Annotated in this window: 6 protein-coding genes and 4 tRNA genes; 3 read left to right on the forward strand and 7 right to left on the reverse strand. The window is 44.0% G+C overall.

What is annotated here, in order from left to right:
• From NL645_RS22965 to NL645_RS22985, 5 genes are all read right to left on the reverse strand, one after another.
• Window positions 1-122, reverse strand: a 122-nt coding sequence (locus NL645_RS22965) for a GTP-binding protein (protein WP_253645201.1), incomplete at its 3' end; no start/stop codon positions are given.
• Between the two features lie 102 nt (window positions 123-224).
• Window positions 225-300: transfer RNA gene (locus NL645_RS22970), tRNA-Thr, on the reverse strand.
• Between the two features lie 13 nt (window positions 301-313).
• A tRNA-Gly gene (locus tag NL645_RS22975) sits at window positions 314-388 on the reverse strand.
• A gap of 35 nt (window positions 389-423) precedes the next feature.
• Window positions 424-508, reverse strand: a tRNA-Tyr gene (locus NL645_RS22980).
• A gap of 36 nt (window positions 509-544) precedes the next feature.
• A tRNA-Thr gene (locus NL645_RS22985) sits at window positions 545-620 on the reverse strand.
• A 205-nt stretch (window positions 621-825) separates the two neighbouring features.
• Between NL645_RS22985 and coaA the strand changes: the two genes are divergently transcribed.
• Window positions 826-1,749, forward strand: a complete 924-nt coding sequence (gene coaA, locus NL645_RS22990) for a type I pantothenate kinase (RefSeq protein ID WP_005398335.1) — start codon at window positions 826-828, stop codon at window positions 1,747-1,749.
• A 7-nt stretch (window positions 1,750-1,756) separates the two neighbouring features.
• On the opposite strand, the gene birA is transcribed toward coaA, so the two are convergent.
• Together birA and murB are read right to left on the reverse strand one after the other, a co-directional pair.
• Window positions 1,757-2,722 carry a bifunctional biotin--[acetyl-CoA-carboxylase] ligase/biotin operon repressor BirA gene (gene birA / locus NL645_RS22995; protein ID WP_253652472.1) on the reverse strand — a complete coding sequence of 322 codons (966 nt, stop codon included), beginning with the start codon at window positions 2,720-2,722 and terminating at the stop codon, window positions 1,757-1,759.
• Window positions 2,719-3,762 carry a UDP-N-acetylmuramate dehydrogenase gene (gene murB / locus NL645_RS23000; RefSeq protein WP_253652473.1) on the reverse strand — a complete coding sequence of 348 codons (1,044 nt, stop codon included), beginning with the start codon at window positions 3,760-3,762 and terminating at the stop codon, window positions 2,719-2,721. Before murB ends, birA begins: the two co-directional genes overlap by 4 nt.
• Window positions 3,763-3,863: 101 nt before the next feature.
• Between murB and NL645_RS23005 the strand changes: the two genes are divergently transcribed.
• On the forward strand, window positions 3,864-4,295 hold the full coding sequence (locus NL645_RS23005) for a GNAT family N-acetyltransferase (RefSeq protein WP_253652474.1): 432 nt from the start codon (window positions 3,864-3,866) through the stop codon (window positions 4,293-4,295).
• Between the two features lie 71 nt (window positions 4,296-4,366).
• Entirely contained in the window at window positions 4,367-5,707 is a 1,341-nt protein-coding gene (pssA, locus tag NL645_RS23010) for a CDP-diacylglycerol--serine O-phosphatidyltransferase (protein WP_046874695.1), read from the forward strand.
• Window positions 5,708-6,277 lie beyond the last annotated feature (570 nt).

Genomic DNA, 6,277 nt, shown 5'->3' on the forward strand with positions numbered 1-6,277 from the left:
CCGTAAACTTTAGCAAGAGTAGTACAGATAGCTGCAGTTAGAGTTGTTTTACCGTGGTCAACGTGGCCGATAGTACCAACGTTAACGTGCGGTTTCGTACGTTCAAATTTTTCTTTAGACATGAGTGGTCCCTCTAGGTACGGATTTAGGTGGCCCAAATTGACCACGCAACCAAAAAAAGATAATTGGTAAATCTAATATCAAAAGGAAATAAACTTGAGAGCTGGTGCTGATAGGCAGACTCGAACTGCCGACCTCATCCTTACCAAGGATGCGCTCTACCACCTGAGCTATATCAGCACTCAAATTAGAGTGGAGCGGGCAGCGGGAATCGAACCCGCATCATCAGCTTGGAAGGCTGAGGTAATAGCCATTATACGATGCCCGCAACACGTAACTCTGAGAGCTATTTCCTAAAGAATATGGTGGAGGGGGACGGATTCGAACCATCGAAGGCAGTGCCGGCAGATTTACAGTCTGCTCCCTTTGGCCACTCGGGAACCCCTCCAAATTTTCAAGCCATTCAGACTACTAAAGGAAAGAATGGTGCCGACTACCGGAATCGAACTGGTGACCTACTGATTACAAGTCAGTTGCTCTACCTACTGAGCTAAGTCGGCATAAGTGGTGCGCATTCTATTGAATGATTTTCGAGGTTGCAATAGTAATTTTAAAAAAAATCATAAAATTCGATTTTTTAGATTCGTTTGCTGCAAATTCGTACAAACTTGGCTTTTTTAAAGTAAACTTCGACCTTTGTCGTTTGCTTTGAAGTTCGCTTGATGTATGTTCTTGCTTCTACTAAACCAAGGATAAAAGAGACCCATGAGTCCATTTTTGTCATTTGACCGTGCAAATTGGGCCGAGTTAAGAAACTCTGTACCGATGACACTTTCTGAAGACGACTTGACTGCGCTTCAGGGCATTAATGAAAACCTAACCATGGAGGAAGCGGTAGAAATCTACCTTCCTTTGTCTCGTCTTTTGAATCTGTATGTCCAAGCGCGTCAAAGCCGCAACTCTGTATTACAACAATTCTTGAATACGGAAGAACATGCCCCTCCTTTTGTGATTGGTATCGCCGGCAGTGTCGCTGTAGGCAAAAGTACGACAGCTCGTATTCTGACCGCATTGCTTTCTCGTTGGGAGAATCATCCCAAAGTGTCCTTGGTCACTACAGATGGTTTTCTATATCCGAAAAAGGTACTAGAAGAACGCGGTATCATGCATCGTAAAGGGTTTCCTGAGTCCTATGATATCAAGCGTTTAGTCGAGTTCATGTCTGACGTAAAGGCGGGAAAACCCGATCTTGAAGTACCCATCTATTCTCACATCACGTATGACATTACTGATGAACTAAGAAAAGTGGATAGACCGGATGTTCTTATCATTGAAGGTTTAAACGTTCTACAAAGTGGAATGGATTATCCGCATGATCCACATCGCGTCTTTGTCTCTGATTTTTTGGATTTTTCGATCTATGTCGATGCTGAAACAGAGACAATTGAACAGTGGTATGTGGAACGATTTTTAAAGTTTCGCCAAGGGGCTTTTACTAAACCCGGTTCTTATTTTAGTCACTACACGCAACTGTCAGTCGATGAAGCAAAGCAAAAAGCGAAACAAATTTGGCATGATATTAATGGGCTCAACTTGGAGCTGAATATTCTTCCAACCCGAGAAAGAGCCCATTTGATTCTACACAAAGGCGTCAACCACTTGGTTGATAAGGTATCTTTGCGAAAGTAATTGAACGTCAATCGCTTTTACGCAACGAGATTTCACCACCAATGTAAGTCTCTGGCCCTTGCGAGGTTTCGAGTAATATCCCGCCTTGATGATCAATGCCGCGTACGACGCCGTGCACCTCTCTAGGTCCGATGAGCAGCTTGACTTGACGATTGAGAAAGTTATCTAATCGATTCCAACGTTCGACAAAGCTGGTAAGTCCTTTCAGTTCATACTCGATAAGTGCGGAATTCCAATGCTGGATAAGCGTCGTCGCTAGGACATTTCTATCGATCACGAGACTCTCGTTTACCTGATTCAATGTTGTCCATGGTTGATCAATCTCAGGTTGCTCATCAGGCATTCCAATATTGAGCCCCATCCCAATCACAAGATGAGCAGCACCACCGGCCTGCCCTGACATCTCCACTAAGATTCCTGCCAGTTTTTTATCTTGATAATACAGGTCATTTGGCCACTTGAGTTTAACGCCTTGTATGCCCATTTCTTCTAGTGCTTCCACTGCGGCAATACCAATAACAAGGCTTAAGCCCATTGCCGCGGCCATTCCCGCATCTAATCGCCAGTACATGGATAGGTATAAGTTAGAGCCAAATGGAGAGATCCATTGTCTACCGCGGCGACCACGTCCTTGTGCTTGATACTCAGCTATACAAACACGGCCCTTTTCTGACTCTGCAACTCTATCAAGCAAATACTGGTTGGTTGAGTTAATCACAGGAACAAGCTCAACAAGAGACTCCGCACTAGCAGTAAGGAGAGCTTCATCTAGCAACTGCAATGGTGATGCCAACTGGTAACCGCGCCCTTGCACTCGATAAATATCAATGCCCCACTCACTAAGACCTTTAATATGCTTAGCTATTGCCGCTCTGGATACATTCAGGGCTTCGCCCAGCGCCTCTCCAGAATGAAACTCGCCGTTACTTAATGACTTTAAGATATGAAGTTTCGTAGAGTGATCTTTTCTCATCTTAACGCCTCGATCTGAGCCAAGTTGGTTTCCCCGGTACGGTTCAGAAATCGCACTTCATGCTCAAGTTCTATTTGGTATTTATCCCACACTGCCTGCTTCACTAGGGAAGCAAGTGCGACAACATCATCGGCACTGCAGTTGTCCATGTTGGTCAAAACCAAGGCTTGCATAGGGTTGACCTGTGCTCCATGCACAGACTTCCCCTTTAATCCGCACTGATCAATCAGCCAACCAGCCGCGACTTTCATTCCGCCAGGAGTTGGATAGGCCACGATATTAGTATGTTGCTTCATGAGCCGATCATAATGATCTTGAGTGATCACTGGGTTTTTAAAGAAACTCCCTGCGTTACCTACTTTGGCTGGATCCGGCAGTTTCTCCGTTCGCACTTGGCAAACTCGCTCGAAGATTGTTGCTGGGCTAAGTTGTTCTTCCGGAATATCTTTTAAAGGACCATATTGATTAATCGGTTGCCATTGCTTAGCCAACTTAAGCCCTAGTGCGGTAATAAAGCACTTTTCATGCAAAGCGTGTTTAAAAATGGAGTCTCGGTAGCCAAATTCACAGTCTCTGGCGCTCATTCTTCTATTTTCAAACGTAGTTAGATCAAGAACATCCACGTAGTCACAAATGTCTTTTAGCTCTAGCCCATAGGCTCCAATGTTTTGAATAGGAGCCGAGCCTGCACAGCCAGGGATCAGGGCTAGGTTTTCTAACCCACCAATTCCCTGACTCACACACCAGGAAACCAATTCAGGCCAGTCTTCACCACCTGCAATATGCAATAGGTATTGGTCATCCGTTTCCGTCACATTTTTACCCATGATTCGATTAACGATCACTAACCCGTCAAAATGCTCAGTGAAAAGAACATTACTTCCTTTACCTAAAAAAAGTTTCGGTAAATGGGTGAATCTCGGGTCTTGAAATAGTTGGGTAACCTCCTCGAGCGACTCGATGGTCGCTAAATAGGAACACGACTGTTCAATCCCAAAAGTATGGTAAGCCTTAAGGCTTGCATTTGTTTTAATTTGCATAGTAGGTTTGCAACGTCAGATAAGATTCTCTTAAACTGTCGACATTCTACATTAGTTATCTTTTAACCGCAGTGACAATACCTGACTCATTAATCATAGAAGTGTTAAATCCTATCAAGCTCCCTCTCATTAAGAGGTTGTACAAAGCGCATTACCCTTCGGGTCGAGCAAAAAAGGATGAACTGATCATTACAGCGAGCCATAAAGGTGAAATCGTTGCGTTACTACGCTTAAAAACCGTAGATAGATCTCGATTGCTGACGGGAATGCTGGTCACTCCAACACTTAGGGGAACTGGCATTGGAAAAGAACTACTAACTCATTGTAAAAACAATGTTTTCACTGATGGCGATTATTGCTTCGCGTTTACACATCTCGAATCCTATTATTCCAAGCATGGATTCAAAACCATTGATTGCTCTGAGCTACCACACCCGTTAAAAATGGCATTTCAACGCTATGTAGATAGCGGTAAAGATCTCATTCCAATGCAATTCATCTCTTCAACGACATCAAAACGCGCGCTTTTGTAGCCAGGTAAATCATATCTTTGATAAAATGGCAGGTTCGCAATATTGCACTAAACTAAGGTACTCATACCGATATGATAGTAAGTAGGAATCCATTCGAACAGTTGCCAAGTCTCGCTGTCAATCCGGAAGACTTTGATGTTCTGTATTCAGCAGAATCATTCAGGACTCGTCTTTTGGATGCAATCAGCAAAGCAACGTCGCGAATTTACCTAGTCGCTCTATATCTGGAAGATGATGAAGCTGGACGTGAAATTCTCACTGCGCTTTATGAAGCGAAACAGCGCAATCCTGGGTTGGACATCAATATCTGTGTCGACTGGCATCGAGCGCAGCGTGGCCTGATTGGTGCGGAAACATCTGAGGGTAATTCTGCGCTTTACAAAGCGTATGCCAATAAGTACCAACACCCGATCCCTGTCTATGGCATACCTGTGCGTGGCAGAGAGGTTTTTGGGGTACTACATTTAAAAGGCTTCATTGTCGATGATACTGTCATCTACAGTGGGGCAAGCTTAAATAACGTTTATCTGCACTATCACGAACGCTATCGCTTTGATCGTTACCATGTGATTCGACATGAGTCTTTAGCTAATTCAATGGTGCAATTCATTCAGGAAGAGATGATTGCTCACCCAGCTGTCAATGATCTTGCTGGAAAAGATAAGCCAGAAACCAAAGAAATTAAGTCGGCGATTCGTCAACTGAGAGCTTCACTTGCTCAAGCTAATTATCAGTTTGAAGACCAACCTGCAACAGAGGAAAGTGTAAAAATCACCCCGCTAGTTGGTCTAGGCAAACGCCGCAATCTGCTCAATCAACAGATTGTAAAGTTACTAGCGGCCGCCCAAAACGAAATTTTTATCTGTACTCCTTACTTTAACTTCCCTAAAGCGCTGCATCGTGAAGTGAAGCGAGCCATGAAACGCGGTGTGAAAGTAACTATTGTTGTGGGCGACAAGACAGCAAACGACTTTTATATTGCCCCTGAGGAAGACTTTAAAACCATTGGCGGACTTCCATATCTCTATGAAGTAAACCTACGCCGCTTTGCAAAAGCAAATGAAGCGAATATCGCTGCGCGTAAACTGTCAATTCACCTCTGGAAGCATGACAATAATAGCTTCCATCTCAAAGGCATTTGGGTTGATAAACGCTATATGCTACTGACGGGGAATAACTTAAATCCTCGGGCTTGGTCACTTGATCTAGAAAATGGGCTTCTCATCCAAGACAATTATGCGAAGCTCACTGAGAAGTTCGAAGATGAAGTTTCGCGTATCCTTGAGCATACCCATCTTATCTGTACTTATAAACAGTTAGAAAAAGTGGAAGATTATCCGATAGGGGTGCAGCGGTTAGTAAGAAAAATAACCCGCCTAAAAGCCGATGGGGTTTTAAAACGCATCCTGTAAGCATAATTAACTTCAAAGCTCAGCATTTTCCTGCTGGGCTTTTTTATTATTCCTAGATCCAACAGCTTAATACTCTATTAGACCTCTGTTAGTAGGCTTCAGTAAATAAACTTGCGAGACACAACTGAACCCAAAACGCAACAACCTAGAATCTAGAAAGGTAATACATGCGTAAGTGGCTAGGTGCTTAATAACTCAGTCTTCCGATCTTACTCTTTCTTACACTACGCTAGTGAATAAGCTTTCTAACACGTAAGTCAGCACAGGGGCTCAAAACTAGTCCTCGATACTGGGACCCGGTTCAGTAGAAACCGCACAGAGTTGCGCATCAACTCGTCATGGCAGGGCTTAGAAAGTATCGCGAGAGAAGAGCCTGCCTCTCGATGCAAGGTTTCAATATGGAAATGGGGTTAAGGTAAGTATGGAAATGGGGTTAAGGTAAGTCGGGTAACCAAAACGAAAAAAGCCCCAGTCTTTCGACTGAGGCTTAATATAAGTGGCGGAGTGGACGGGACTCGAACCCGCGACCCCCGGCGTGACAGGCCGGTATTCTAACCAACTGAACTACCA

It is taken from the genome of Vibrio sp. Y51_MX_L26 (assembly GCF_024181935.1).
Classification (GTDB): Bacteria; Pseudomonadota; Gammaproteobacteria; order Enterobacterales; family Vibrionaceae; genus Vibrio; species Vibrio diabolicus.